Source organism: Corynebacterium mucifaciens (genome assembly GCF_012396315.1).
GTDB classification, from domain to species: domain Bacteria; phylum Actinomycetota; class Actinomycetes; order Mycobacteriales; family Mycobacteriaceae; genus Corynebacterium; species Corynebacterium mucifaciens.
Window position 1 is genome coordinate 257,111 of sequence record NZ_JAAXPF010000001.1, and the last position, 26,387, is coordinate 283,497.

Sequence of the window (26,387 nt, forward strand, 5' to 3'; positions counted from 1 at the left end):
GCCAGGAAGTTCACAGGAGAGGAGCTGGTGCATGGCAGCACGGTCTGCGACAATGGTCCGCATGAGCGTCGAGGAAACCCCACTGTCTGGCACGGCCGCCTTCGACGCTGGCGAAGGGGCCATGCCCACGTGGTCGGAGCTGGTGAAGGAGCACGCCGATAGCGTCTACCGCCTCGCGTACCGCCTTTCCGGCAACCAGCACGACGCAGAGGACCTGACGCAGGAGACCTTCATGCGCGTGTTCCGCAGCTTGAAGAACTACCAGCCGGGCACCTTCGAGGGCTGGCTGCACCGCATCACCACCAACCTGTTTCTAGACATGGTGCGCCGCCGCGCCAAGATCCGCATGGAGGCGTTGCCGGAGGACTACGAGCGCGTCCCCGGCACTGACATGACGCCGGAGGAGGCCTACAACGTGGCCAACCTGGACCCGGCGCTGCAACGCGCGCTGGACGGCCTCGCGCCGGATTTCCGCGTTGCCGTCGTGCTCTGCGATGTGGTGGGGATGACGTACGAAGAGATCGGCGAGACCCTCGGAGTGAAGATGGGCACCGTGCGCTCGCGCATCCACCGCGGCCGCGCGCAACTGCGCGAGTCCCTCGAGGCGCAGGCGCTCAACGACGCCCACGCGAAGGAACTCATCCGCACCCGCTAGACAAGCGACGTGATCCGCATGGCCAAACGCGAATTCAAATCCACCGACCACCTCAACCCCGAAGCGGTCGCCGCCTTCGTCGACGGTGAGCTGTCGGATTCGGCCTTCCATCGCGCCGCAAAGCACCTAGCAGCGTGCGACGAGTGCCGCGCGGAGGTGGACTGCCAACGCAAGGCGGCCAACCGGCTGCGCGTGGTGGGTGACTCCGACGTGCATGCCCCGGCCTCGCTGGTGGAGCGCTTGGCGGGGCTGTGCGCGGATGAGCCCGGCAGCGACGCGACGGGCGGGAGCGACGTCAGCGGCGACCGTTTCAGCGCGCCGCGCGGGAGGCTCGGCCGGTTGGGTTCTGCGCTGCACTCGTCGGTGCAGTCATCCTTGGGAGCCCTCAAGCGGCGCGGAGAGTAGGGTGACGTAGGTGTTTTCCAACATCGGCTGGGGCGAAATCTTCTTCATCCTGATCATCGGGCTCATCGTGATCGGGCCGGAACGCCTGCCGTCGGTCGTCGAGGACGTGCGCGCGGCCATCTACGCCGCGAGAAAGGCGATCAATAACGCGAAAGCGGAGCTCAACGGCGAGCTGGAAGGCTTCGACGAGATCAAGAAACCGCTGGGCACCGTCACCCAGTACGCGGCGATGGGTCCGCGTCGCGCCATGGCCAAGGTGCTGTTTGAAGACGAAGCCGTGGACGGCCCGGCACAACCCGGCCCGATGCAGACCGCTCCGGAGCCCACGAAGTCGGGGCCTCGACCGGCGCCGGGGGCGCGGAAGCAGCCGCGGCGGGATCAGGCGGAGCGGCCGTCGCAAAGCAAGGGCTTTTCCTGGGAGGACATTACTTAACCCGCGGGTTGAGGTTTTTGCCGGCGAGGGACTCGCGGCGGACCTTCAGCTGGTCGGCCACCGCGCGGATGGCCTTCGCGGCGGGGGAGTCCGGTTCGGAGATGACAACGGGGGTGCCGGTGTCGCCGTGTTCGCGCAGCGTCGGGTCGAGTGGGATGGAGCCGAGCAGCGCTACGTCGGAATCCGTCAGCTGCGTGAGGCGCTCGGCCACCTGCTCGCCGCCGCCCTCGCCGAAGATGTTCATGACGGTGCCGTCGGGCATGGTCATGCCGGACATGTTCTCGATCACGCCCGCGATCTTCTGGTCCGTCTGCTGCGCGATGGTGCCGGCGCGCTCGGCCACCTCGGCGGCCGCGGCCTGCGGGGTGGTCACGATCAGGAGTTCGGCGTTGGGGACGAGCTGCGCCACTGTGATGGCCACGTCGCCGGTGCCGGGCGGCAGGTCCATGAACAGCACGTCCAGGTCGCCCCAGTACACGTCCGCCAAGAACTGCTGGATGGCGCGGGTGAGCATGGGCCCGCGCCACACGATCGGCGCGTTGCCCTCCACAAACTGGCCCACGGAGATGTGGCGCACGCCGTGCGCGATCGGCGGCATAATCATCTCGTCCACCACGGTCGGGCCCTTGTCGTCCGAGCCCATGAGCCCGGGCACGGAGTGGCCGTAGATGTCGGCGTCGACGATGCCCACGGTCAGGCCCTGCGCGGCCAGCGCGGTGGCGAGGTTGACGGTCATGGAGGATTTACCCACGCCGCCCTTGCCCGAGGCCACAGCGTAGATGCGGGTGCGCGTGTCCGGGTCGGCGAACGGGATCACCGGCCCGGTCTGCTCCCCGCGCAGTTTCAGCGCCAGTGCCCGGCGCTGCTCGTCGCTCATGGTGTGCAGGTCGACGCTGACCTCGCCCACGCCGTCGAGCTCTTCCAGTACGGCGCGCGCGTTGCCTTCGATGGTGTCGCGCATCGGGCAGCCCGCGATGGTGAGGTAGATGCCCACGGCCACGTCTGCGCCGTTGATGCGCACGGACTCGACCATGTCCAGCTCGGTGATCGGCTTGCCAATCTCGGGGTCCTCCACGCGCGCGAGGGCGGTAAGGACGTCCGCTTCTGTAATCGTGTGTTCAGTAGCCATCTCACCGAGAAGTATAACGGTGCGGCGAGGCATTACCGATACACTGGTGAGCATGACAACACCCATGAATAACCCCGCCCGCGGCGTGGCGCGCGAAGTGCCCACCGGCTGGCCTGTCGGCAGCTTCAAAACGTACGCGGAGGCGCAGCAGGCGGTGGATGCCCTGTCCGATACGCAGTTCCCGGTGGAGAAGCTGTCCATCGTGGGCGTGGATCTCATGCAGGTGGAGAAGATCACCGGCCGCCTGACGTGGGGCAAGGTGCTGGGCACCGGCGCCCTCTCCGGCCTCTGGATGGGCCTGTTTTTGGGCCTGATCCTGTCCTTGTTCACCGAGCCCGGCAGCGGATGGGTCATATTCACCACCACGCTCATTATGGGCGCGATCTTCGGTGTGGTCTTCGCCGCCGTCGCCTACGCCCTGACCGGCGGCAAGCGCGACTTCTCCTCGGCGACGGCGATCGTGGCGGGACGCTACGACGTGCTTTGCGAGCCGGACGAGGCACCGCGTGCGCGCGACCTCATCGCCGGGCAGCTGCCTCACGACGACGCTTCGCCCGCCAACCCCGATGCGTAACGCCCGCCGCGCGTTTGTCGCGCTGGCGGCCTCCGCATTGGCACTCGGCGGGTGCTCGGCCGCGGGGTTGCAGCACACCGGCAAAGACCCGGTGGCCATCGGCATCGACGCAGACGACCCGGAGCAGGTGGTGTTGGGCGAGATCTACCGCCACATCCTGCAGCAGCTTGGCCGGCCCGCCAGCGTCATCCCCGCCGACTTCGCCACCGACGACACCCTGAGCGCGCTGAAGGAGGAGCCGGTGGACTTCGTGGTGGCGTGCACGGGCCGGCTCGTGGTGGAGACCAACACCGCGGCCGCGCAGCAGCTGGCCGAGGAGGCCGAGGCCGGCGCCGAAGGAATGCCGGAGACCGTGTACGATGCTGCCGTCGCGGCGCTTCCGGCGTCGGTGCGCACCGTCGACCCGTCGCCAGCAGAGGGCTGCAGCGGCGCCGGGGACCTGCCGCAGAACGTGATCCCGTTGTTCACGGCGGGCATGTTCGACCGGGGGGAAATCAACCGCCTGAACTTCATCACCCGCGTGATGGCTACCGACAGGATCGAGGAGATGGTCGACGAGGTCGAGGACGGTTCCAGCGTGGAGGACGCGCTGGCCGAGTGGATGATGGAGTACGCCCACATCGACGTCTACGCCGACGAGGTCGCCGACCCGGACGACAGCGGTGCTGCGGCCGGCGACTCCGCCGACCAATCCGGCGCGCGGTAGCGCCTACACACGAGGAAGGGCCCCGGGAATTCCCGGGGCCCTTGGTGCTTGGCGGGTGGGGCCGTTAGGCCGTCGTCAAGCTACTTTGCAAACGCGTCCTCGAGGAGCTGCTTTTCCTCCTGCTGGTGCACCTTCGCCACACCGGTGGCGGTGGTGGACTGGGCGCGGCGGGACACGCGGACCATCTCCGGCATGTCCGGGATCAGGTCGCGCAGGTGCTCGTTGTAGAACGGCCACGCGCCCTGGTTGGCCGGCTCGTCCTGGACCCAGCGGATCTGCTTCGCGTTCGGGTAGTTCTTGAACGCGTCGGAGAGGCGGTTGAAGGGGATCGGGTGGAGCATTTCCACGCGGACGATGGCGACGTCGTCGCGGCCGTCCTCTTCCTTCTTCTTGGCCAGGTCCCAGTAGATCTTGCCGGAGCACAGCAGGATCGTCTGCACCTTGTCGGTGTCGCCGATGACCTTGTTGCCGCGCTCGACGAAGTTCGGGTCGTCGATGACGGACTGGAACTTCTCCACCTCGATGAAGTCCGCCGGCTGCGAGACGGCTGCCTTGTTGCGCAGCATGGACTTCGGGGTGAACACGATCAGCGGACGCTTCATCTCACCGAGCGCCTGGCGGCGCAGCAGGTGGAAGTGGTTCGCCGGGGTGGACGGCTGGGCGATGGTCATGGAGCCCTCCGCCACGAGCTGCAGGTAGCGCTCGATGCGGGCGGACGAGTGGTCCGGGCCCTGGCCCTCGTAGCCGTGCGGCAGCAGCGCGATGAGGGAGGACAGCTCGCCCCACTTTGTCTCCGAGGAGGAGATGTACTCGTCGATGATGGTCTGGGCGCCGTTGGCGAAGTCGCCGAACTGCGCCTCCCAGGCCACCACGGCGTCCTTGTTGCCCAGGGTGTAGCCGTACTCGAAGCCCATGCCCGCGAACTCGGTCAGGGCGGAGTTGTACACCTGGAACTGGCCGCCGTTGCCGGCCTCCTGCGCGTTGTAATCCAGCGGGTTGTACGCCTCGGCGTTATCCGGGTTGTACAGCACCGCGTGGCGCTGGGTGAAGGTGCCGCGCTGGGAGTCCTCGCCGGCGACGCGGACGAACTTGCCCTGCTCGGCGAGGGAACCGAAGGCGAGCAGCTCGCCCCAGCCCCAGTCGATGTCGCCGTCGGTGAAGGAGCCGCCGCGCTTCTTCAGCACGGACTTCAGGCGCTTGTTCGGCGTGAAGTCGTCCGGGAGGTTCGCGTACGCGTCGGCGAGGCGCTTGAACTGCTCCTCCGAGATGGAGGTGTCCAACCCGCGGGTGAGCTTCTGGGAATCCGTGATGCCGGTCTGCTCGCTCGGCTTGCCCTCTTCAGCCTTCACGTCGGAGAAGACGGAATCCAGCTGGTCGTGGAAGTCCTGCGCGGCCTTCTTCGCGTCGTCCTCGGTGATGTCGCCGCGGCCGATGAGATCCTGCGTGTAGCGGGTGCGCACGGACGGGTGGGACTCGATGCGGTTGTACATCACCGGCTGGGTCACCGTCGGGTCGTCGGCCTCGTTGTGGCCGCGTAGGCGGTAGCAGATGAGGTCGATGAAGACGTCCTTGCCAAACTCGCGGCGGTACTCCGCAGCCAGCTGGGCAACCCATGCGGCGGCCTCCGGGTCGTCGCCGTTGACGTGGAAGACCGGGCAGTCGAAGCCCTTAGCCAGGTCGGTGGCGTAGAAGGTGGAGCGGCCGGAATCCGGGGTGGTGGTGAAGCCGATCTGGTTGTTTACCACGATGTGGATGGTGCCGCCGACGGTGTAGCCCGGCAGGCGGGACAGGTTCAGGGTCTCCTGGACCACGCCCAGGCCGGCGAAGGAGGCGTCGCCGTGCAGCATGAGCGGCACAACCGGGTGGTCCTCGCGGCCCTTCTCGTCCTTGATCTTGTCCGCCTTCGCGCGGGCCATACCCACCAGCACCGGGTCAACGGCCTCGAGGTGGGACGGGTTGGCGGCCAGCGACACCTTGATCTCGCCGTCGCCGAACATCTGGATGTGCTCGCCCTCGAAACCGAGGTGGTACTTCACGTCGCCGGAGCCGCCCTGCTGGGCCGCGCGCATGTTGCCCTCGAACTCGTTGAAGATGGTGGCAACCGGCTTGCCGACGATGTTGAACAGCACGTTCAGGCGGCCGCGGTGCGGCATGCCGATGACGACCTCTTCCAGGCCCTGGCCCGCAGCGGTGTCGATGATGGCGTCCATCAGCGGGATCAGGGTCTCGGCGCCCTCCAGGGAGAAGCGCTTCTGGCCCAGGTACTTCGTCTGCAGGAAGTTCTCGAAGGCCTCCGCGGCGTTGAGCTTCTGCAGGATGTACTTCTGCTCCGGGCCGGTCGGCTTCGGCATGCCGGCCTCGACGCGGTCGCGCAGCCACTCGCGCTCGTCGCGGTCCATGATGTGGGAGTACTCGGTGCCCACCTTCAGGGTGTAGGCGGCGCGCAGGCGCGACATGACCTCGCGCAGCGTCATCTGTTCCTTGCCGCCGAAGCCGCCGACGTGAAAGACGCGGTCCAAGTCCCACAGGGTCAGGCCGTGGGTTTCCATGAGCAGGTCGCGGGAGTCCGGCTTGGGCAGGCCCGGCTGGTGCCAGTGCAGCGGGTTGGTGTCCGCGATGAGGTGGCCGCGCGAGCGGTACGCCTCGATGAGCTGCATGACGCGAGTGTCTTTGTTGATGCCGGTGTTCGGCTCGTCCTGCGCCCAGCGCATCGGGGCGTAGGGGATCTCCAGAGAGCGGAAGATCTCGTCCCAGAACTTGTCGTCGATGAGCAGCTGCGAGATGTCGCGCAGGAACTCGCCGGACTCCGCGCCCTGGATCACGCGGTGGTCATAGGTGGAGGTCAGCGTGACCAGCTTGCCCACACCCAGCTCGGCGAGGCGGTCCTCGGAGGCGCCGGCGAACTCCGCCGGGTAGTCCATCGCGCCCACGCCGATGATGGTGCCCTGGCCCTTGGTCAGGCGCGGGATGGAGTGGCGGGTGCCGATGCCGCCCGGGTTGGTCAGCTGGATGGTCACGCCGGAGAAGTCGTCCATGGTGAGCTTGCCGTCGCGGGCGCGCACCACGATGTCCTCGTACGCGTCGACGAACTCGGAGAAGGACTTGGTCTCGCACTCCTTGATGGCGGCGACGACCAGGGAGCGGGAGCCGTTCTTGCCCGGCAGGTCGATGGCCAGGCCGAGGTTGATGTGCTCCGGCTGCACGGCGAAGGACTTGTTGCCGTCCTCCTTGTAGTTCTTGTTCATGTCCGGGTGCAGCTTGGTGGCCTGGACAATCGCGTAGCCGATGATGTGGGTGAACGACACCTTGCCGCCGCGGGTGCGCTTGAGGTGGTCGTTGATCAGCGCGCGGTTCTCAAACATGAGCTTGACCGGCATGTCGCGCACGGTGGTCGCGGTCGGCACCTCGAGCGACTCGTTCATGTTCTTGGCGATGGCCTTAAACGCGCCCTTGAGCTGGAACTCGCCCGGCTCGACGTCGACCTGGGCGATCTTGTCTAGCGGGGAGGTCTTTGCCGGGGCAGTGGAGCGCTTCGGCTTCGCGGCCACCTTGGCCGCCGCCTCGTCCACCTTGGTTTCGCGCCCGTCCTGGCTCGGGGCGCCGGTGGTGCGCGCGACCTTCGGGTCGGTCTTCGGGGCGCTTGCGCCTTCTGCGGAAGGTGTGACGGTCGACGTGCCCTTCGCAGTCTTCGGTGCGCCCTTGCTCTCAAACAGCTCACGCCATTCGGCGTCCACCGAGTTCGGGTCGTCCTTGTACTGCTGGAACATCTCGTCAACCAGCCAGCTGTTCTGGCCGAACGTGTTTTCGCTGCTCACGGCAGGTTCTCGCCTTCCTTCTCCATTGATTTCGCGGAACGTCTCTTTGACTGTAATCGTCGGCGCTGGTAGCGCGCTAACTTGTATTGTTCCACTCCACGGGGTCCCTGCGTTTCACCCCCGTTATCGGTTGGCGGACCACATATGGGCATACCTTCCGTCTGCGGAGATCAGGGACTCGTGGCAGCCGTCTTCGATGATACGTCCATCATCCACAACGAGTATGCGGTCAGCTCGCGCGGCCGTGGCCAGGCGGTGGGCGACCACCACGGAGGTGCGGCCCACCATCGCGCGGTCTGAGGCGTCGAGCACGGCGCGTTCTGTGGCGGGATCCAGGGTGGCCGTGGCCTCGTCCAGCAGCAGCACGCTCGGCTGCAGCATCTCCGCGCGCGCCAGCGCGATGATCTGGCGCTGCCCGGAGCTCAAGCCCCGGCCGCGTTCGCCCACGCGCGCGTTGAATCCGCCGGGGATGGTGCCGATGACACCGAGCGCGCCGATGCGCTCCACGGCCGCCTGTACGTGCTCGTCGGTCGCGCCCGGCGCGCCGTAGGCGATGTTCTCGGCGACGGTGCCGGGGAAGAGGTACGACTCCTGCGGCACCTGGGCCAGTGCGCGGCGCCATTCGGCCAGCGGGAACTCGGCGATGTCGGTGCCGGAGGCCCGCACCACGCCGCGAACCGGGTCGTAGAAGCGAGCGAGCAGCTTGACGACGGTCGACTTGCCCGCGCCCGTCGGGCCCACCAAGGCGACGGTGGTGCCCGGCTCGAGGCGCAAATCCATCCCGGCGACGACGGGGTTGTCGGGGGTGTAGCCGAAGGTGACGTCGAGAAGCGAAAGCTCCCCGGCCGCGGCCTCGCTGGCGCCTCCGCGCCGGCCGGTGTCGGGAACGGTGGTGCGCTCGCCGAGCAGCTCGCGGATGCGGTCGAAGCTCACGGTGGCCTGCTGCCAGGAGTCGAAGATTTGGCCGAGCTGCTGGATGGGGCCGTAGAGCTGACTCAAGTACATAGTGAACGCGACGAGCACGCCGACGGACAGGGTGCCGTCCGCGACGCGGGAGGCGCCTACGCCGATGATCACCGCGGTCATGACTTGCGAGACGAACTGCATGCCGGGGAAGTAGAAGCCGACCAGGCGCACGGAGCGCATGCGCAGTCGGCGGTAGGTGTCGCTCAGGCCGGCGAAGCGGTCTTCGAAGTGGTCTTGCGCAAGGTGGGTCTGGGTGACGCGGATGCCGCCGATGAGCTCGGCGAACTCGCCGTTGACCGCGGAGATCTGCGCGCGGGCCTCGGCGTAGTAGCGCTTGGAGTAGCGCCGAAATAAGGCGGTTGCCACCACAATGACCGGCACGGCGGCGAAGGCGACTAGGGCGAGCTCGCCGTCGGTGGCCACCAGCATGACGGTGACGCCGGCGAGCGAGCCGACCGCGACGATCGCCTGGGCAAGGCCTGTCTGCAGGAAGCTGGACAGCGTGTCGATGTCCGTGGTCATGCGCGTCATGATCGTGCCGGACAGGCGCGACTCGAAAAAGCTCAGGCCCAGCTGTTGCAGGTGCGCGTAGGAGCGCAGGCGCAGGCCGTACAGGAGGCGCTCGCCGGAGCGCGAGGACAGCACGGTCATCGCGGCCGAGGACGCCCACGCGACAACCACCACGGCGAGCGCGATCAGCCCGGTGCGGATCAGGCTGGCCTGGTCGGCGTTGGCGATGCCGCGGTCCACCGCCGCGCGCACCAGGGTGGGGAAGGCGAGGTCCGCCAGTACCCCGACCACCAGCAGCGCGACCGTGCCGGCAATGAGCCAGCGCACCGCGCGGAAGAGGTCGCGCACGTGGAACGCGCTCGACGGGGTACGCAGCTGGTCCAGGCGCTCCTCGGTGAGCCCCGGCTGCTCGGTGGCGGCGGGAAGCGTCTCCACACGCGCGAGCAGCGCCGGCGTGGCGTTGACCGTGGACGCCCGGCCCGAGGTGGGCACGATCACCCGCTCCTTTTCCGGTGCGGTGACCTCGGGCCACAGGTCCGCCTGCGTTGGGGCCTGCGGAAGCGCCGCGGGGGCATCGGCGGACATCGTCGCGCGGTACTGCGTGCTCGCGGTGACCTCGTCGCGCGGGCCGAGCTTGACGACGGCTCCGCCCCGCACCACCGCCACCGTATCCGCGTGGTCCACGGTGGACTGCCGGTGCGCCACGGTGAGCACCGCGATGTCTGCGAGTGCCTCGCGCAGGTTGGCCAGGATTGTCGCTTCGGTGACGGCGTCGATGGCGCTCGTCGCGTCGTCCAGCACGAGCACGTCCGGCTTTGCCATGAGCGCGCGGGCAAGCGCGATGCGCTGGCGCTGGCCGCCGGACAGGGTGAGGCCGCGCTCGCCCACTTTGGTGTCGTAGCCGTCCGGCAGGCGCTGGATGAACTCGTCCGCGCACGCCAGGCGCGCGGCCTCGCGCACCGCGCGGTCGAGCTCCTCGGGCGGCAGGGGAGAGCCCATCGCGATGTTGTCGCGCACCGACGAGGAGAACAAAAATGCGTCGTCGAAGACGCACAGGACGTGCTCGCGCAGGGCGGAGCTGCCGTCGAGAAGCGTCACGCTCCCCGCGTCCGGCTCGTAGAAGCCGCCGGCGAGCTGGACGGCCATGGTCTTGCCCGCGCCGGGCGGGCCGACGAGCGCGACCGTTTCGCCGGGGCGGACGGTGAGGCTGAAGCCGTGGAGGACGTCGTTGCCGCCCGTGGCGAAGCGGACGTCGTTGAAGCGCAGGCCGACGGGGGCGTTCGAGTCGGCCGGGGCGGCGGTTTCCGGGGCGGTGTCGGGCGCGAGCTGCAGCACGTCGTCGAGGCGGTCGAGCGAGCTCATGCCCATCTGCAGCCGCACGTACTGGTTGGTCAGCATGGACATGGTCGATGTCATCGAGGTCAGGTACGCCGTGAACGCGACGAACTGGCCGATGGTGATCTGCCCGCGGATGGCCAGCGTGCCGCCGGCGACGATGGTGACTACCAGCGCCACCTTGGGTAGCTGCGAGAGCACCGGCTGGAAACGCGCGGTGAGCTTCGCGGCGCGCATCTTCACCGCGTAGAGGTGGCGGCCGAGCTGGTCCAGACGGTCGATTTCCCGCTGCTCCTGGCCGAAGGCTTTGACCACGCGCACGCCGGAGACCGTCTGCTCGACGTGCTCCGCCAACTCCGCGGTGGCGTGCTGGTTGACCCACGTGGCCGCGTACAGCGTTTTGCGGGAGCGGTTGGCCTCCCAGAGGATCAGCGGCAGCAGCGCGAGCGACATCAGGGTCAACGGCACATCCATGCGCAGCATCACAGCCAGGGTGACGGCGAGCTGCACCACGCGCGTGAGCAACATGGGCAGGTTGGACAGCACCATGTTGTACTGGTTCAAATCCGAGATGGACCGGGAGACGATTTGGCCGGTGACGATGTCGTCTTGGCCGGGTCCGTCTAGGCGGTGCAGGGTGCGCAGAATCTCCGTGCGTAGCCAGTGCTGGGAGCTCGTGGCCAACCGGCCCGCGGTGACGCGACGGATGAAGCTGAAGGCATAGGTGGCGGCGGCCACCGCGACCATCAGCCAGGCGATGCGGGTCACGGACCCTTCGGCGTTGCCGGTGGCGATGTCCACCGCGCGGCCGGTCAGCGCTGGCACCGCCACCTGAAACACCGCCGCGAGCGCCGCCGCGGTACACGCCGCAGCCGCAGGTGCGCGGTTGGCGCGCAGGGTCCGGGTGAGCAGGCGGTTAATTGTCACCGCTGTCCTTTACTGCCCTGTCCCTGTTGTTGAACACGCCGAGGATCCAGGACGCGAACTCCTTCGGGTTCAAGCTCAGCCCCGCGCTGGTTTCCTCGTCGTCGCGCTCGGGCAGCGGGGTAGCAAATGCGGCCGGCGCGGCGCCCAGGCCTGACTGAACGTTGGAGATCACGCCGTCTGCGAGCTTGCGGTTGGCGGCGGTGCCAGCGATCGCGCCGAGGCCCAGCGGCAGGAGCTTACCCAGCCAGGCGCGGCGCAGGCTCTTCTTTAGCGAGCGCATGGCCACGCGCTGCAGCACGTTGTTCGTCTCGGACAAGGTCGGCCCGGAGAATTTCGCCAGGGTGGATTTGCCGGGGATTGTGCCGGCGTCGTCGCCCAGCATGGCGTCGACGATCGCCAAGCCCTTCGCGCCCATCAGCAGCGACAGCACCAGCGCGCGACGGCGCTCCGGGTCGGAGATATCCTCCCCGCGCAGGTAGGCGGAGGCCACGGCGTAAAACGCGGCGAGATCCAAAAACACCACGGACTCGCCCGCCACGGCCGCAGTGCCGGTGACCAGGCCGATGCCCGGAACCGCAGCGGTTGCACCGACGCCAGCACCGGTGCCAGTGACGGTGTTTTTCAGGTGCTTGTCCATAATCTGCTGGATTTGCGCCGGTGATGCGTCCGGGTGCTGGCGGCGGAGCCAGTTCACGTAGGTACGAATCGTCGATGTCTGCAGCTGCACCGCCTTATCCACCGCGCCGATAAACGCCCGCCCAAGGGGGCCGGCGTCTTTTTCCAGCTGCGATGGGTCTTCCCGCCGCGCCTGCTCGATCTCGTCGCGGACCGCTAGGTCCTGGGCTTTCTTCTTTGTGCCAAACACGGCCGCCTCTTTCACTCACGGGTTTCGCAGGTGTCTTTTACGCCGGTTCAGCATAGTTGGGCCCGGCGCTCATCCGTCTACGCTGGGGCGCATGAGCGCCACCGAACATCCCGTCGCCGACACCACCGCGGGCGCCGTCCGCGGCGTGGTGGACGAGCGCTCGGGCATGCGCACCTGGCGTGGCGTGCCGTTCGGCGCAACCACCGCGGGCACCGGGCGTTTTCGGGCCCCGCAGCCGGCGCAGCGGTGGCAGGGGCTTTACGACGCCTCCCGCTTCGCCCCGCCCGCCATGCAGGGCACATTCGGCTGGCGCGACATGGTCATCGGGACCGAGGACTGCCTCACCCTGGATATTGTGCGCCCCGACACCGACGAGGAACTGCCGGTGGTGGTCTACTTCCACGGCGGAACGTTTGTCACCGGTGCGAGCCACGAGAAGGTGCTGCAGGGGCACATGCTTGCAGACGCCACACAGGTGGTTTACGTTTCGGTGAACTTCCGCCTCGGCGTGCTGGGCTACCTGGATTTTCGCTCGCTCGGCCACGACTGCGTGGCCACACCGGCGCTGCTAGACCAAATCCTGGCTCTCGAGTGGGTACGCGACAACATCGCGGCCTTCGGCGGCAACCCGGACCGCGTCACCATCATGGGGGAATCCGCCGGCGGGGCGGCGGTCGTGCACCTGATGTGCGCCCCCGGCGCGCGGGGGTTGTTCCACGGCGCAGTGGCCCAGTCGCCGCCGCCAGCCAGCGTGCATTCGCGCCTGCAGGCGGCGATGTGGGTGCGTGAGCTGGTCACCCGGATGGGCCTGCCGCGAACCACCACGCTGGCGGACCTACGCACAACCAACGCCGAGGACCTCGTGCGCGCGGGCCAATCCATGCAGCGAAACACCAAGGAACTGGTGCAGTTGAACACCAGCTTCATGCCCACAGTCGACGGTGAGACGCTCACCGACCACCCCATCGACACGTTCGAGGCCGGGGAGCAGGCCGCTGTGCCGCTGATCGTGGGCACGAACTCGGACGAGGCAAGCTTTGCCAAAGCCATCTACCAGACCACGAAATCCCGGCAGCGCGCCGCGCGCCGGGCGCTTGAGGCGTTCGACCCCGACAACGCCCAAGAGGTATTGCGCGCCTACGGCTACGCGGGCGGGCGCGCCGCTTACGCCGACCTCATCGCCGACGCCGTCTTTTGGGCCCCGACGGTAATCCTGGCCACCGCGCACCGGAGAAAAGCCCGCACCTGGATGTACCGCTTCGACTACGCCTCCGCGGCCATGCGCTGGCTCGGCCTCGGGGCGATGCACACCGCGGACCTGGGCGCGGTGTTTGGCGAGCCGAACTCCACCAAGGCCTCGAAGTGGGACGTGTCCAATGCATCGGAGCGTTTCTCGGCTGTCAGCCGCGTCATGCAGTACCACTGGGGCAAGTTCTTCCACACGGGCGCGCCGGGCGAGGAGTGGCCCGTGTACGGCTTCCGCTCCGACGAGATGCCGGGGCGGGCAACAGCCGTGTTCGACGACGGGATGCGCGTGGAGTGGGACCCGAAGGCGCCGCAGCGACGGGCTTGGGAACGCTTTGACATGCGCGAGTGGGGCCTGCATAGACAAGACCTCATGAACTCCGCAGCCTCCTTACTCGGGGCCGCGCACCCGGCGTGGGGCGACGCCTGAAATCACACGCACGCGCGCGGTTTCATAGCTAGGCTTGGGCGCGTTGTGGGCCGACTGGCGCACAACGCCTGATGGCGCGACGTGGAAGGAACCACCGACATGAGCTTTTTCGAGGACATTGCTGCGGCGCTGGACCGCGACGGCATCGAGTCCCGCGTGGGCGGGGACACCATGTTCGTGCCCCTGACCGCGGAGCTGGAGATCCAGTTCGTGGAGATTGACCCGCACCTGCCCGCCGCCAACGTCTACATCGCCGCGGCGGACGTCGACGAGGACGACGAGGACTTCGAGGCCGTGTTGGTGGCGGTGGTGTTCTCCGTGGAGGACGCTGTCGCTGCCGTGGCGGAGCACATGGCCACCGACCAGGTGATCACAGTGCTGCGCGACCTGCTCGAAGGCACCGACGAACGCATCGGCGACCTGGAGTTTTTCCAGGACCACCTCAACCCGCAGCAGGTCCGCGCCGAGGTCGGCGAGAACGCGGAGCTGCAGGTGACCATCGACACCGTCGACGGGGCACCGAACGCCACGGTCACCTTCGTCGCCCTCCCGGACGATTACGACGACGTGCTCGACGACGCGGAAAGCGAGCTCTGGGAGTCCGACGGCGACGCCGAACTCACCGACGAGGACCGCGCGCGTCTTTTCGAGGTCATCCACGATGAGGCGCTCGCCGACGCCGAGCGCCTTGAGTTGGGCAGCTTCACCGACTTCGACCGGCTTTTCGACGTGCTCTCGCTCGCCGCCGACCAGGCCGAGGACTGGGAGGCCCAGCTGCTGCCCGTCGACGACGACTTCGACGAGCCGGAGGTGTACGACCTCTTCGGCCAGGACGACGACGAAGCTGAGGCAGAGGACGACCTCAACGAAACTGAGGACAACGATCTCGCCGACGACATCGCAAACGGCTCCGGCGCTCCCAGTGCTGCTGCGTCCGAGGACGACATCCCGGGCGTCGACGAAGACGACAGCGGCGACGCCGCCCGCGTGTAGCCCCGGGGCAGGCTACGCCGCGCTGAGCCCCTCGAACATCGACGAAGGGGATGCGATGGGCGCGAAGGTGCCGTCCACCAGCCACACGTAGTTCGCCGCGCGGCTCCCGGTGAGCTCGTGGACTGCGTGCGCGGTGTCGTCCGGGATCAGCGCACGGACCCAGGCCTCGGCGAGCACGGGGTCGACATGCGCCCCGGTCGCGTCCGCAATCCGCACCTCAAGCAGGTAGGCGGGCACATGATCGCCCCCGTAGCCCTGAATCCGCGCCCGTGCCCGTGGGCCGACCCGCCGCCGGGTGACTGCCAGCGTGAGCTGCGGCCCGTTCGCCACCCTTGGCAGGGTGAGCACCGGCGGGCGCCATGTGGCAGTGGGGCGGGACAGGGAGCGCGGGTGGTGCATAACGGCCTGTGCGGACTGGATTGTCTCCGGCTGACGCGTTCGAATCTCCTCCGAGAGGGCCTCTGGCGTGTGAGCCGGGAGAAGGGTCGTGTCATTCCGTTTGACGCTGCGTAGCGGGTTTGTTGTGGTGAACTTCATGGCGGTCAAGGTACAGCGCCATTGCGACATCAGTTCGAAAACGTTCGAACATATGAACGAATGAACGGCCGTGCCTGACGCGGTTTTTCGGATGTGGCAAATATTTGCCACATTCCCAAACCCGGACATACCCGTCCGTGGATGTACCCTTGCCAGCGATGAACGCCGACACACCAAACGCAACGACGCAGCAGATACAACCGAAGATCCCGCATACGATCTGGGTGCTCGTCGGCGCCGCATTCATCATCGCCCTCGGTTACGGCCTTATCGCCCCGGTGCTCCCGCAATTCGCGGGCAGTTTCGGCGTCTCCATGGCGGCGGCCGGTGCGGTTATTTCGGTGTTCGCGCTCGCGAGGCTGCTTGGGGCGCCGGGCGCTGGCGTGCTCGTCGATAAGCTTGGCTCCCGCCCGATCTACTTAACGGGCCTACTCATCGTCGCTGCGTCGACGTTTTTCGTCGCTTTCGCGCAGGCCTACTGGCAGATTGTCGCCCTCCGGTTCATCGCCGGCTTCGGCTCCACCATGTTCACGCTGTCGGCGCAAGCGCTCATCGTTCGGGTGACACACCCGAGCATTCGCGGCCGCGCCAGCGCCCTGTACGCCTCCGCATTCTTGGTGGGCAACGTCGTCGGCCCTGTCATCGGTGCGGCGCTGTCGTTCTTGGGCTTCCGTGCGCCATTCATGATCTACGGCGTGGCCGTGGCGGGTGCCGCAATTGCGGTCGGCGCACTAACCGCGCCGAAACCGGGGTCCCACCCGCTGCCTGCGGCGAAGCCGAAGATGCGGCTGCGCCAGGCGTGGCGCACCCCGACGTACAAGGCGCTGCTGGTAGCCGGGTTCACCAACGGCTTTGTCAACATGGGCGCCCGCGTCGCAGTGCTGCCGTTGTTCGCGGCGTCCGTGTTCGAGCGCGGGGGAGCGGCTTCCGGGTTCGCGCTCACCGCTTTCGCGTTCGGCATGGCGGTCACCCTGCAGTTCTCCGGCCGCCTCGCCGACAACCTCGGTCGCCGTCCGCTCGTTGCCGCTGGCCTGGCTACTGCGGGTCTCTTCACCGCGTTGCTCGGTACGGCAACAAGCTTTTGGCCCCTGGTGTTCCTCTCCGCCGCCGCTGGCATCGGCGCGGGCCTGATGAGCCCCGCCACCCAGGCCACGCTGGCAGACATCATCGGCAACGACCGCTCCGGCGGTACAGTGCTGTCTACGTACCAAATGACGCAGGACGCGGGCCAAATCCTCGCGCCCATCCTCGTCGGCGCCGTGGCCGAAGCCGCTGGCTTTCGCGCCGCGTTCGGCGTCTGCGGCGCGGTGTGCGCCGCCGCGCTTATCGTCTGGCTCGTCGCCGGAAAGGAAACGAAGCAATGAGAGTGATCCTGGACTGCGACCCCGGCATCGACGACACCTACGCCATCATCTTCCTCACCGCCGCGGCCCATGCGGGCCTCATCGAGCTGGACTGCGTAACGACGACCTCCGGCAACGTCCCCGCCGACCAGTGCGCCCAGAACGCGGGGTGGATCCTCGGGCTGTGCGGCCTGCCCATCATTCCGCTCGCCGCCGGCTTGCCCGCACCGCTCGAGGTGGAGCTGACCACCACGCCGGAAACCCACGGCGCCACCGGCCTCGGTTACGCGGAGGCGCCCGCGCGCCATGTGGAGCACGACTGGGACACGCTGTGGATCGACTCCATCGAGCGCGGCACCGACGACCTCCACCTGATTGTTACCGGCCCATTGACCAACCTGGCTGCCTTCGCCCACGCCCACCCGGAGCACTTTGCCAAGCTCAGGCACATCACCGTGATGGGCGGGGCGGTGCACTACCCGGGTAACACTACGCCGAGTGCGGAGTGGAACTTCTGGGTGGACCCGCACGCCGCCGCCGACGTCTTCGCCATGACGCCCACCCCGATCACCCTGTGCTCGCTCGGTGTGACGGAGCGGATGCTGCTTACCCCGGCAGCGCTGGCGGAGCTCGTCGAGAAGCTTGGCGGCTCGCCGCTCGCCGAGTACCTGGAGGACATCACCCGGTTCTACTTTGAGTTCCACGACGAGGTGGGGGAGGGCTACCAGGCCCAAATCCACGACTTGCTCACCGCGCTCATCGCCCTGGACCTGGTAGACGCCGCCGTCGAGGAGACCACCGTTGACGTGGAGGCGGACTCCGAGCTCATGCGCGGCACGTCCGTGGCCGACCTGCGCGGCATCTGGGAGCGCGAGCCCAACGTGCGCCTGGTCACCGGCGCAGACGTCGACGCCGCGTGGGAGCGCTTCGCCTGGGCCTGCGGGGTCCACGCGAAGGTCGCGGCCGGCGACGCCGAGATCGCCGAACTGCGCCACCAGCGCGCCGACGACTAACCGGCGCCCCGCGTACGCCCTGCTACACTCCCGAACCGGTAGCCCCGCCGAGGTGACATAGGCGAGACGGGCTGACCTTGCCGCATCTCCCCGCACACCACTCGGAGTTTTCATGTCACACGCAACCAGCTCGGACCAGCACAAGGCCGAATGGACCCCCGCCCGCCGCGCACTGGTCATCGTCGGCGCCGCCATTATCGCCGCCACCTGGCTCTACTTCGTGCTCGTCCGTCCGTCGGACTGGGATCAAGTCACCGGCTCCGGCACAGGCATCGCGTTGCTGGCTGGCTACGGCCTCGGCACCGTCCTCCTGCTTGCCGCCGTCATCCCGGTGCTGCCCGCGCGCACGCTGGGCTTGATCCCCATCGCCATCATCATCAACTCGGTGGTCGGCGAGATCGTCGGCTCTATCGGCTTACCGCTCTACCTGGACTCGGTGGGCACTGTGCTCGTCGCAGCACTTGCCGGCCCGGTCGCAGGTATGGCCACCGGCGCGTTGAACAACGTGGTGTGGGGCCTGCTCAACCCGGCGGCGCTCCCGTTCGCGGCGGGGGCGGCGCTCGTCGGTTGGCTGGCGGGCGTGTTCATCCACCGCTTCAACGCCTTCCGCAACCTCGGCACGGTGATCGGTTTCGGCATCGTCCTGGGCATCGTCGGCGGCATGGTGGCGGCCCCGGTCGCGGCCTACGTCTACGGCGGCACCGCCGGTGTGGGCACCGGTGCGCTGGTCAGCCTGTTCCGTGAGATGGGAGGCTCGCTCATCGCGTCCGTGACCACCCAGGCGTTCATCTCCGACCCAGTGGACAAGGTCATCGTCATGCTTGTCGCGTACGCCACCGTCAAGGCGTTGCCGAAGCGCACCGTCGCCGCATTCGCCCCGCAGCACGCGTAGGCCGTGTTGACCACCCAGCCACGACTCAACCCGCTGACCGCGCTGGTCACCGGGGCGTCCGGCTGGATTCTCGTGTTGGGGCTCAACTCCCCGGCGGCCTCGCTCGCCATCATCGCGATCGCGCTCATCGCCGGCACCTGGCGCACGCGCAACCCCTCCCTCGTGGCAGCCACCGCAGTGCTCGCCGCACCCGTCGCGGTATCGATGCTGCTCATCCACGCGCCCTACGGGGAGCACCGTATCGCCCCGCTGCTGACATCCGACGGGCTCGCGGACGCTGCCCACCTCGCCGCCCGCTTCACCGCGCTGATCGCCTGCCTGCTCGCGGCCGTGGCCTGGACACGCACGCCCGACTTGGCCAAGGCCCTCCAGGCCGCGCCCGGCGGCAACCGCCTCGGCTATATCGCGGGCACTACGCTGCAGCTCGGACCCCAGGGCGCGCAACGCATCCGCGCTGTCCGCGACGCCAACCGCCTGAAACAGCGCCCCATCACGCTGAAAACCGTCGTGCCCAACCTCGTCATGCCCGTGCTCACCGAGCTGCTCACCCAAGCTGGCGCCCGCGGCCAGGCGTTGGAGACCGCGGGGTACGACCTCACCGGGCGCCGCACCGTCCTGCGCCCCGTCCACGACAGCACAGCGCAACGAGTCGCGCGCATCCTGATCCCGCTGGCCTGCGTGGTGGTGGTCGCATGGATCTAACGCCACTCGCGCATGCCCTCGAGCAGCACCGCACCGTCCAGGTCATCGGCAACTCAGGCGCGGGCCTGACCACTCTCGCCACCCAAGCCCACCGCGAGTGGCCGGGCGCGGCCGTGGTCCAGCAGGACGCCACCGCACACGTGTCCTACCTGCGCGACACGGTCGTTGAGGAGGTCGCCCTCGGCCTCGAGCAGCGCGGCACTCCCATCCCCGAGATGCGGCGCCGCTGCGAGCGCGTCCTCAGCGCCGCGGGCCTGACCGAGCTCGCCGAGCGCTACCCCGCACAACTCTCCGGCGGCCAAACACGCCGCCTGGCCATCGCGGCGGTCGCGGTCCTCGAGCCGGAGCTTTTGCTTCTCGACGACCCCTTCGCCGGCCTCGACCCCACCTCCGCCACCCACATCATCCGCCTACTCGAAGCCTTGCCGTCGCGCATCGTGGTCCTCGGCAACCGCCCCCGACTCGATGCAGCAAAGCTTTCGCTTATCGACGGCATCCTGTCTCCCTCACCCCATCCCACCCACGAAAACAGCCTGCCCCCGCGCGTGGAGCCCACCGGCGAGCCGATCGAACTCGGCGAGATCACCGCCACCCGCGGCGGTACCACCCGCAAGTGGTGGCAATTCCGCGCAAACGAGGATCCGGAGTTCACCGCTGGCCCGATGCACCTGACCGTGCGCCCCGGCCAGGCCGTGTGGCTGCGCGGCGACAACGGCGCCGGCAAGACCACGCTGCTGCGCGCGATGGCCGGCCTCGACGGCAACCCCGGGCTTGAGACGACCCACGGCCTTGGCGTCTCGCTCGCGCGGCAGCGCGCCGCCGACCAACTCGCCGAATCCACGGTGGGGGAGTTCGTCGGCGACCCGGACGCCGCCGCCGCGCTCGGCCTCGCCCCGGAAACCCACCCGCTCGACCTCTCGGCCGCGCACCTGCGCTTGGCTCAGCTCGCCCAGGTCTTCGCTCAGAACCGGCCGCTCGTGCTTCTCGACGAACCGGACGTCGGCCTCGACGCCCTCTCCCGCGACCGCGCCCACGCCCTCATCGCCGAGGGACTTAGTTCCGGCCAGGCCGTGATCTTCACCTGCCACGACACCTCCTTCGCCGGGGAGGTAGGGGAGTACAGCCGGCATGAAGTTGCCTTCATGCCCGGACTTTTGAGTAATTGATTTCTTGATTCAGTCTTCGCGGGCTGCACTAGGGGAGAAGGCCTTCATCTGGTAATTTGCGGGTGTATCGGTTCATCGAAGAGACTTCGATTAAGCGTAAGGCGACTGTATCCATGTATTCGTCAAGGCTCGATTTGAAATCTCTATATGGAATCGACTTTTTCGCAGCAGCCTGCTCTTCGACAATCGTCTGGGTGTCTATTGGTTCATAACCGCTCAGATCTGAACTCGCATCGACAGGATTTAGTAGGCGGGTGAGTGAAGCCGAACCGTTTGGATACGCCATTTCTAGCTTTTCCGCGTTTCGCAAAACTCTTGACGAACTCGGAAGTTCGATCGGCGAGTTCTGGGAAGCTCTGTGGCGGTTGGATTTTGCCTTGTACTCAACCAGCGATGTAAACGAGACTCGGATCATTCGTTCTTGCTGGGTTAGACGATATTTTGCATTCGACGTTGTGGATGAAAAGTGACCTCTGATAATCCCATTCGCGATATCAAATCCCGAAAGACTCCATTTCCTATTGGCAACCTCAGGGTTGAGCAAGGTTGACAGAGAAAAAGGAAAGCCAGCGTCGAGTATTTCGCCGAGAAGGTCGAAAGCGATAGACCGATTGTCACGGAGAAGAGCATAGAAGACCTGCGCTTCCTTGGGGCCCTCAATCCTCTTTTCGAAGTCATGCCAAAGCCGAGAGTTATACCAACTGGTTACATCGTGACCTGCGTCAACCTCAATACGGAGGTTTTGGACATCTTCGAAAGTAATACGGTTGTTCTTCGCACTATTGCAAGAATCGCACAGAAGGCGGAAGACCGGTTGATGGGCAAACCCCAGGGAAATTGGGCCGATATGGTCAGCTGTTATGACCCCGGAATGGGCGACTCTCATGCGGTTTGAACAATGCTGAGATTGTATTTCGTCGTTTCGGCGGACCTCACCCATAAGGGCGTTTGCAGCTACCCAATTGCCGTCGCTCCAGTTCTCATATACCCGCCTATCGGTAGCGTATGAAGCGAGGTTCTTCCTAGAGCGTCCGGAATCTGACTTCTCCCTACAACAAAGGTTTATTGAATGGAACCCGTCAAAACGATCAGGTGCGTTTGACATGGCTCCGGGGCTTAAACTTCGCGGCTCCGAGGGGACGTAGATGTCCTTGATCCACTTTATTGCTTCTTCGGCATCCGAAAATTCAGGCAGCGACAGGAATTTTGAATTCTTGAGAAGCGTATTGAGCGTCGTGTTCGGGGCGGCCGAGTTGGTGAATATCAGCTGAGTGATTGTATAAATGTCGGCGAAGCGGTCGTCTGCAATTTCGCGCAGCTCAGGAAAGGCTCTGATTTTCTTCAGGGTTGTCTTGCTTGGGTAAGCATACGAAATCAGCATGGTTTGACCACAGGTTTTGCAGGGCTTCTTCCCGGTTGGGTGAATTGCTTTCGCGGTTCGTGAGATCCATCTTGCTTGGCCGGGAACAATGCCAATCTCAACTGCTTTTTTCTCCCACCACTCGGTTCGTTTTGAGTGAGTGTGAATGTTTGCCCCGCTTTTTCGATTAGAAGGGGCCTCCCATTGTATGGAACCATCGACATTGCGCAAATCAGGCATGCCTGCGTAGGCGGGGTGATTTGCCATGGCCTCCATGTAGTTCTGAAACGCTGATTCGACAAGCGAAGTTTGATTCGTACTCGTTTGAGGCTGTGAGGTGCTTGCCACTCCATATCCTTCGCAATTATGTTCTACGCTTTGCCGATCGCGTCGGCTTTAAAGTTAAATTTACCGGATATGGCTAGAAGCAAAATGGAATCCGGAGTTTCTTCGTGGGTGGTGTTGTAAGCGTGGGTGAGTCAGCGGCCTTGAATATCTCCTTGAAGGGTGTCATAGGGCGGGCGAGTACCGCCTACCATCAGCGAGTTTTGGGAGGTGAAAATGACGCTGATCGGCTAAAACAAAAGCGGTTGGGTCAGTTTTTTACTCCGGATGAAATGGGGGAGCGGGTTGCCCGTGGGCTTATAGATGGATACGCATTGACGGATGGGCGAATCTCCATCGTTGATCCGTTTTGCGGAGATGGCCGACTATTGCGGTGGACCGCTGAGGCAGCTATCGCGAAGTGGGGTACTGACCTAAAACATATCGATCTTCGTGGATACGAGATAGATCCGGTTTGGGCGGAGGTAGCGTGTGAGCGACTCCAGGAATGGAAAGAAAAACTTGGGTATGCGAATCTGTTGATTTCAGTGACAATCAGGAACGCGGATTTTCTAACCGAAGTCGGATCTAGCTTCACACCTGCAGATTTGTGTATCACGAACCCTCCATGGCTTCAGATTCCGACAGGGGCTCGAGCTGACTCTGCTTACCGTGATTATGGAAAGCTTCTTGGGGCGATGTTTCCAGAGTCTGTGGCGGTAGGGGGGTTCCGGGGAGTTCACGTCAACCTGGCTCGAGTGGGAGCTGTAGCAGCACTAAAAAGCGTTACAAGCACCGGAAGTGTGGCTGTAATTATTCCGAGCAGTTTACTTTCCGACGTAGCCTCACAGGGATTTAGAGGTCTGCTCTTTAGAGATTTTGAGGTAACAACGGTGGAGCGATATCCGGCGGCGATGAAGATCTTCACCGGCATTGATTATGATGTTGCGTATTTCATTGCAAATCGGAGTTCTGAGGGGCGCGCCCTCCGATTGGTTGCAAACCGACCTTCGGGGGTGAAGGGGGAGCAGTATTTGTCTCTACCCGATCAAAAGGAGTTCTTCGGTCCATCGCTACGGATTGCTGATTTTGAAACAAGGCGAGGGTTTGAACTTTTCAATGCACTTAGCCACTTCCCTCCAATTGGGGACCATCCCGGAGTTCGAGTATTCAGGGAAATAGACGAAACGAGAATTTCCGAAAAGTTTGATGAATCTGCTCCTGTTCAATTCGTGAAGGGGAGAAACATCGCGAGGTTTTCCACACCTAGAGAACTACCTAGAATTTCTTTGGACGGACAGCGAAAATTTCCTGGATTGCTTTCGGAAAAGATCGTATGGCGCGATGTCTCCAGGCGTTCGCAGGTGCGCAGGGTGCATGCGACACTAGTTGGTTCGGGGGTTGTTGCTGGCAATTCGCTCGGTTGTCTACAAACCGAAGATCATGGTGGGGGCGCGTTGAGGTATTATCTAGGCTTACTTAATTCGATGCCCGCTGAATTTCAGGTACTTGGAAATGGAACGGCGAACCACGTGTCAGTCGGCGCTGTGAAGGCCTTGCGGTTTCCGATATACGACGGTTCGAACCTCAAACACCAAAAGATCGTATCTCTTGTCGGAGAAAGATTGATATCGAGTTCCTCTCATCTCGAAGAAGAAATCGATCTTTTGGTAGTAGATGTTCTGGGCTTGAGGAATGAAGACCTTGATGAGATGTACTTAGCTTTGCGTCGAAACGCATGAAGGGATAGGGAAATGATATTCAACCACGTTGCCCCGGCGCTGTCTGAGCTAGACACCGAAATGATCAGTCATGTGCAACCTGGCGGGAACTGGAAGGATATACCGGAAAGCGTTCCGTCAAACCGCTTGGCGGGCATTAGGAAAAGCTTTGCTGAAGGAAAAGGGAGTAGGTCGAGCTACTACGGACGGTTGCTGGCTGACGATCCCGCCTACACCATCTCAACCTTTTTCCCGAGGCCCGGAAACGGATCGAACATCCATTATCGGGATGACCGGACCTTAACTTACAGGGAGGCAGCACGCCTTCAATCGTTCCCAGATAGCTTCGTCTTTACAGGTTCGAAATCTGCAGTCGCTACGCAGATTGGGAACGCAGTGCCGCCACTACTTGGTATGCAGATTGCGGATGCTTTAAAACTCGGACCGGGAATGTTTATCGACCTGTTTGCAGGGGCAGGTGGTCTCGGGCTGGGGTTTGAGTGGGCGGGCTGGCTTCCTGTGGTGGCGTCAGATATCGATAAGAATGCACTTGAAACTCATTCTAGAAATTTGGATTGCCCGGTTGTTCTAGGTGACATAACGGATGAGGAAATTAAGCGACGGATTGTTGAATATGCTTCTGAAGCGCGGAAAGTGCATCCGGAAATGCCCCTGATCGTGTTGGGCGGGCCGCCCTGTCAAGGTTTCTCTACCGCTAATGCACGCCGTTCTGCGGACGACGTCAGAAACTGGCTTTTTAGGGAATACTCAGACCTCATAAGCCAGATTCAGCCCGATGCATTTGTCTTTGAGAATGTGCCTGGGCTACTAAATATGCAGGGTGGTCGCTTCTTTCGGATGATTCAAACCTCCCTAAAAGAGACGGTTGAAGCAATTCGAGTCGAAAAGGTGAACTCTGCCTCTTTTGGAGTCCCTCAGCGACGGAATCGTGTCATCATTTTCGGGGGTAAGCGTACAGATATGGAGAATGTGAGCCTTGAGGCGATCACGGACGCGCCGGAAGTAGTAGCGCGTTCTGACCGGGGGGCAATCAAGCAAGGCATCAACTCGAGATCTTCAATTATGGTGGAGGAGGCGCTTGGGGATTTGCCATCTGTCGCAGCGGGGGTGGATGGTTCGCTGATGGAGTACCCCTGCCAGCCACAGACTAGGTACCAACAGTTAATGCGTGGACAAGTCTCTCCAAGAGAGTTCCTCCAATTTCCGCGCGACCTACGCAACGAGTTTTACGAACGGTTCGAGCATAGTTCGGGCGATAGCCTCGAGGGCGAAGATATCCTAGTTCTTTTCTGACTGCGGTTTAGAACAAAAACGGCAGCCGGGCGAAGCTGCCGTCGATAAGCAAAGGCCCCCTAAAACTCGGCGCGGTCAATGACCTCGTGCAGGGCCTTGGCAGAGTGGCGGAACTTCTCCAGCTCGTCGGGGTCGAGGCGCAGTTCGACGACGTTGCGCACGCCGGTGCGGTTGAGGACGGTGGGGGTGCCGATGTAGAGGTCGTTGAGTCCGTACTCGCCCTGGAGGAGGGCGGAGACTGGCAGGACCACGTCCTCGTTGCGCAGGATCGCGCGGGTGATGCGGGCGAGCGCGTTGCCGACGCCGAAGGAGGTGTTGCCTTTGCGCTTGATGATGTCGTAGGCGGCGTCGCGGGTGCGGATGAACATGTCGTCGATCTGGGAGTAGATCTCCGGGTTGGTTTCGGCCTCCGCTTCCAGCATGGCGCGCAGGGGGACGCCGCCGATGGATCCGGTGGAGAGTACGGGCAGTTCGGTGTCGCCGTGCTCGCCGATGATGTGGGTGTGGACGGCGGAGGGGGCGATGTCGAAGTGACGGCCCAGGTTGTGCCGCCAACGTGCGGTGTCCAGCACGGTGCCGGAGCCGATGACCTGGTTTGCCGGCAGGCCGGTTTGCTTCCAGGTGATGTAGGACAGCACATCCACGGGGTTGGTGGCCACGACGTAAATGCCGTTGAAGCCGTTGGCCATGACGTCGCGGTTGATGGTTTCGAAGATGGCGGCGTTGCGGGCGACGAGGTCGATGCGGGTTTCGCCGTCGCGCTGGGCCACGCCGGCGCAGTTGACCACGAGCGCGGCATCCCGGCAGTCCTCGTACGTGCCCACCGTGACGTCCATGTGCTGGCCGGAGAACGGGATGGCGTGGTTGAGGTCCTCCACCTGGGCCCAGACGAGGTCCTCGTTGAGGTCGATGATGGCCAGGTGGTCGGCCAGTCCCTGGTTAAGAAGGGCGTATGCGTAGGCGGTGCCGACAGCGCCGGCGCCGATGAGTACAACCTTGTTGCCTTGTGTCACGGTCATGTGTGCAA

General features: G+C 64.9%; 21 protein-coding genes. 14 read left to right on the forward strand and 7 right to left on the reverse strand.

The features are described from left to right. Window positions 1-31 precede the first annotated feature (31 nt). From sigE to tatB, 3 genes are read left to right on the forward strand one after another with little or no spacing between them, the layout of a single operon-like run. Window positions 32-655 (forward strand): RNA polymerase sigma factor SigE, encoded by a 624-nt coding sequence (sigE, locus tag HF989_RS01295; RefSeq protein WP_210728886.1) that lies wholly within the window; start codon window positions 32-34, stop codon window positions 653-655. 18 nt (window positions 656-673) lie between these two features. Next, window positions 674-1,060 carry an anti-sigma factor family protein gene (locus HF989_RS01300; RefSeq protein ID WP_168683556.1) on the forward strand — a complete coding sequence of 129 codons (387 nt, stop codon included), beginning with the start codon at window positions 674-676 and terminating at the stop codon, window positions 1,058-1,060. A gap of 10 nt (window positions 1,061-1,070) precedes the next feature. Beyond that, window positions 1,071-1,493, forward strand: a complete 423-nt coding sequence (gene tatB / locus HF989_RS01305; protein WP_168683557.1) for a Sec-independent protein translocase protein TatB — start codon at window positions 1,071-1,073, stop codon at window positions 1,491-1,493. Here tatB and HF989_RS01310 read toward each other — a convergent pair. Then, window positions 1,486-2,622 (reverse strand): Mrp/NBP35 family ATP-binding protein, encoded by a 1,137-nt coding sequence (locus tag HF989_RS01310; protein ID WP_168683558.1) that lies wholly within the window; start codon window positions 2,620-2,622, stop codon window positions 1,486-1,488. The genes tatB and HF989_RS01310 overlap by 8 nt on opposite strands. A 52-nt stretch (window positions 2,623-2,674) precedes the next feature. Between HF989_RS01310 and HF989_RS01315 the strand changes: the two genes are divergently transcribed. Next, complete coding sequence (locus HF989_RS01315) at window positions 2,675-3,196, forward strand: general stress protein (protein WP_246233728.1); 522 nt, start codon at window positions 2,675-2,677, stop codon at window positions 3,194-3,196. After that, window positions 3,189-3,902: a type 2 periplasmic-binding domain-containing protein gene (locus HF989_RS01320; RefSeq protein ID WP_168683559.1), complete on the forward strand. Its 714-nt coding sequence runs from the start codon at window positions 3,189-3,191 to the stop codon at window positions 3,900-3,902. Before HF989_RS01315 ends, HF989_RS01320 begins: the two co-directional genes overlap by 8 nt. An 80-nt stretch (window positions 3,903-3,982) precedes the next feature. Here HF989_RS01320 and HF989_RS01325 read toward each other — a convergent pair whose 3' ends face one another. The 3 genes from HF989_RS01325 to HF989_RS01335 form a co-directional block, all read right to left on the reverse strand. Beyond that, on the reverse strand, window positions 3,983-7,717 hold the full coding sequence (locus HF989_RS01325) for a multifunctional oxoglutarate decarboxylase/oxoglutarate dehydrogenase thiamine pyrophosphate-binding subunit/dihydrolipoyllysine-residue succinyltransferase subunit (protein WP_168683560.1): 3,735 nt from the start codon (window positions 7,715-7,717) through the stop codon (window positions 3,983-3,985). Between the two features lie 123 nt (window positions 7,718-7,840). Next, entirely contained in the window at window positions 7,841-11,455 is a 3,615-nt protein-coding gene (locus HF989_RS01330) for an ABC transporter transmembrane domain-containing protein (protein WP_168683561.1), read from the reverse strand. Continuing rightward, window positions 11,445-12,320: a hypothetical protein gene (locus tag HF989_RS01335; RefSeq protein WP_210728887.1), complete on the reverse strand. Its 876-nt coding sequence runs from the start codon at window positions 12,318-12,320 to the stop codon at window positions 11,445-11,447. Before HF989_RS01335 ends, HF989_RS01330 begins: the two co-directional genes overlap by 11 nt. 91 nt (window positions 12,321-12,411) lie before the next feature. On the opposite strand from HF989_RS01335, the gene HF989_RS01340 reads away from it, so the two are divergent. Further along, the gene (locus tag HF989_RS01340) at window positions 12,412-13,995 is read left to right on the forward strand and encodes a carboxylesterase/lipase family protein (RefSeq protein ID WP_168683562.1); all 1,584 of its coding nucleotides are present in this window, start codon (window positions 12,412-12,414) and stop codon (window positions 13,993-13,995) included. 99 nt (window positions 13,996-14,094) lie between these two features. Further along, window positions 14,095-14,988, forward strand: coding sequence for a hypothetical protein (locus tag HF989_RS01345; RefSeq protein WP_168683563.1), 894 nt, complete (start codon window positions 14,095-14,097; stop codon window positions 14,986-14,988). A 12-nt stretch (window positions 14,989-15,000) separates the two neighbouring features. Here the strand turns inward: HF989_RS01345 and HF989_RS01350 are convergent, their stop codons facing one another. After that, window positions 15,001-15,525: a hypothetical protein gene (locus tag HF989_RS01350; RefSeq protein ID WP_210728888.1), complete on the reverse strand. Its 525-nt coding sequence runs from the start codon at window positions 15,523-15,525 to the stop codon at window positions 15,001-15,003. A 158-nt stretch (window positions 15,526-15,683) separates the two neighbouring features. Here HF989_RS01350 and HF989_RS01355 point away from each other — a divergent pair, with 158 nt between their 5' ends. The 5 genes from HF989_RS01355 to HF989_RS01375 all read left to right on the forward strand — a co-directional run bounded on the left by HF989_RS01355 (window position 15,684) and on the right by HF989_RS01375 (window position 20,641). Beyond that, window positions 15,684-16,889: an MFS transporter gene (locus tag HF989_RS01355; RefSeq protein ID WP_168683564.1), complete on the forward strand. Its 1,206-nt coding sequence runs from the start codon at window positions 15,684-15,686 to the stop codon at window positions 16,887-16,889. After that, window positions 16,886-17,881, forward strand: coding sequence for a nucleoside hydrolase (locus HF989_RS01360; protein ID WP_168683565.1), 996 nt, complete (start codon window positions 16,886-16,888; stop codon window positions 17,879-17,881). The genes HF989_RS01355 and HF989_RS01360 overlap by 4 nt, the downstream gene beginning before the upstream one ends. A gap of 112 nt (window positions 17,882-17,993) precedes the next feature. Continuing rightward, window positions 17,994-18,773, forward strand: coding sequence for an ECF transporter S component (locus HF989_RS01365; protein ID WP_246233729.1), 780 nt, complete (start codon window positions 17,994-17,996; stop codon window positions 18,771-18,773). 3 nt (window positions 18,774-18,776) lie between these two features. Beyond that, window positions 18,777-19,475, forward strand: coding sequence for an energy-coupling factor transporter transmembrane component T family protein (locus HF989_RS01370; protein ID WP_343033507.1), 699 nt, complete (start codon window positions 18,777-18,779; stop codon window positions 19,473-19,475). Continuing rightward, window positions 19,466-20,641 carry an ATP-binding cassette domain-containing protein gene (locus tag HF989_RS01375; protein WP_168683566.1) on the forward strand — a complete coding sequence of 392 codons (1,176 nt, stop codon included), beginning with the start codon at window positions 19,466-19,468 and terminating at the stop codon, window positions 20,639-20,641. The genes HF989_RS01370 and HF989_RS01375 overlap by 10 nt, the downstream gene beginning before the upstream one ends. 28 nt (window positions 20,642-20,669) lie before the next feature. Here HF989_RS01375 and HF989_RS01380 read toward each other — a convergent pair whose 3' ends face one another. After that, complete coding sequence (locus tag HF989_RS01380; protein WP_168683567.1) at window positions 20,670-22,349, reverse strand: Alw26I/Eco31I/Esp3I family type II restriction endonuclease; 1,680 nt, start codon at window positions 22,347-22,349, stop codon at window positions 20,670-20,672. Between the two features lie 122 nt (window positions 22,350-22,471). Here HF989_RS01380 and HF989_RS01385 point away from each other — a divergent pair, with 122 nt between their 5' ends. Together HF989_RS01385 and HF989_RS01390 are read left to right on the forward strand one after the other, a co-directional pair. After that, complete coding sequence (locus HF989_RS01385; protein ID WP_343033519.1) at window positions 22,472-24,067, forward strand: N-6 DNA methylase; 1,596 nt, start codon at window positions 22,472-22,474, stop codon at window positions 24,065-24,067. A gap of 12 nt (window positions 24,068-24,079) precedes the next feature. Next, window positions 24,080-25,360: a DNA cytosine methyltransferase gene (locus HF989_RS01390; RefSeq protein WP_168683569.1), complete on the forward strand. Its 1,281-nt coding sequence runs from the start codon at window positions 24,080-24,082 to the stop codon at window positions 25,358-25,360. A gap of 59 nt (window positions 25,361-25,419) precedes the next feature. On the opposite strand, the gene HF989_RS01395 is transcribed toward HF989_RS01390, so the two are convergent. Then, window positions 25,420-26,379 (reverse strand): L-lactate dehydrogenase, encoded by a 960-nt coding sequence (locus HF989_RS01395; protein ID WP_168683570.1) that lies wholly within the window; start codon window positions 26,377-26,379, stop codon window positions 25,420-25,422. Window positions 26,380-26,387: the final 8 nt, after the last annotated feature.